The organism is Romboutsia sp. 13368, assembly GCF_018336475.1.
Taxonomy (GTDB): Bacteria; Bacillota; Clostridia; order Peptostreptococcales; family Peptostreptococcaceae; genus Romboutsia.
This window is the reverse complement of record NZ_CP048741.1, coordinates 806,093-806,735: the sequence shown is the minus strand read 5'-3', so window position 1 is coordinate 806,735 and position 643 is coordinate 806,093. Positions and strand designations below refer to the sequence as shown.

At 23.7% G+C, this 643-nt stretch carries 1 protein-coding gene; it reads right to left on the bottom strand.

Annotated elements, in window-relative coordinates; genetic code table 11:
- Positions 1–643: hypothetical protein (locus tag G3997_RS03280; RefSeq protein ID WP_330616186.1), on the bottom strand; the 643-nt coding region annotated here is incomplete at both ends.

Here is a 643-nt window from a genome sequence, read left to right as displayed (position 1 = left end):
ACCTTTTAACTCTGTGCCTAAATTTTTAACTATTTGYCCAGTTCCTGAGTTAAAGTTTCTATCTATATTTATAGTGTTAGATAATAAATTCAATCCATTGTTAACTTGTTCTAAATAAGCTATTTTATTTGAATTTAAAGCTGTAAGTTCATTTATTTTTTCTAGATTTTCTTTTTCTATTTTTTCTAAGTTTTCCTTAGCTATTTTTAATTCTTCTTTAGATGGTATTTGTAAATTTGAACTTATAGTTGCTTTATGTGGATGGTTTGTTGAACCACATACTGGACATGGCTCATTTTCTTTTAAATTACTTGCCAATATTCCTGCTTGTTCTTTTTTGTATAACTCATCCATTTTCTCATAAGTTTCTTTTACTTTTTTATAATTTTCTTCAAATACTGTATACTCTTTAGCTTTGTTATTATGCTCTATATAAGTATTTTGGAAAGTTATTATAGATTTATATAGCTCTCTTATCTCGTCTAAAGTTTTTGTTTTTGATTTTATATCACTTTCTATTTCAACCTTTTTAGTTTCTAAAAGTGCTATTTCTTTTAATTTATTTTCTTTTTCTTCTTTAGATTTTTTTAAGTCTTCAGTTTCTTTTTTATTATTTATTATTAAAAACTTGATATCTTCTACA